Here is a 229-nt window from a genome sequence, read left to right as displayed (position 1 = left end):
ACCAAAAGAAATAACGATCAGCAAACGCGGGATGAAGGGCCTGCATATCTTTTCTCACTTCATGGTAAACCATTGTGATCGTAAGGCTGGTGAGTATTGCCAGAAAGGCCGTCAGCAAAAATTCCGAACTTGCTGAAACAACATAGCCCGCAGCGCAGATCATCACCCAGAGCAGGGAAGTGAAGCCTTCCACTCTTTCGCCGCCCGTATTGAAAACAAAGCCTTCTCC

1 protein-coding gene is annotated in these 229 nt (G+C 48.5%); it reads right to left on the bottom strand.

Annotated features, from left to right (window positions below; translation table 11 throughout):
• On the bottom strand, positions 1-229 hold a 229-nt coding region (locus tag ACSNOK_RS36670), incomplete at both ends, for a hypothetical protein (RefSeq protein ID WP_436784958.1).

This window comes from Streptomyces sp. URMC 126 (genome assembly GCF_051386555.1).
Lineage (GTDB): Bacteria > Actinomycetota > Actinomycetes > Streptomycetales > Streptomycetaceae > Streptomyces.
Note: the sequence above shows the minus strand (reverse complement) of the source record. Positions and strands in the feature narration are given on the sequence as shown.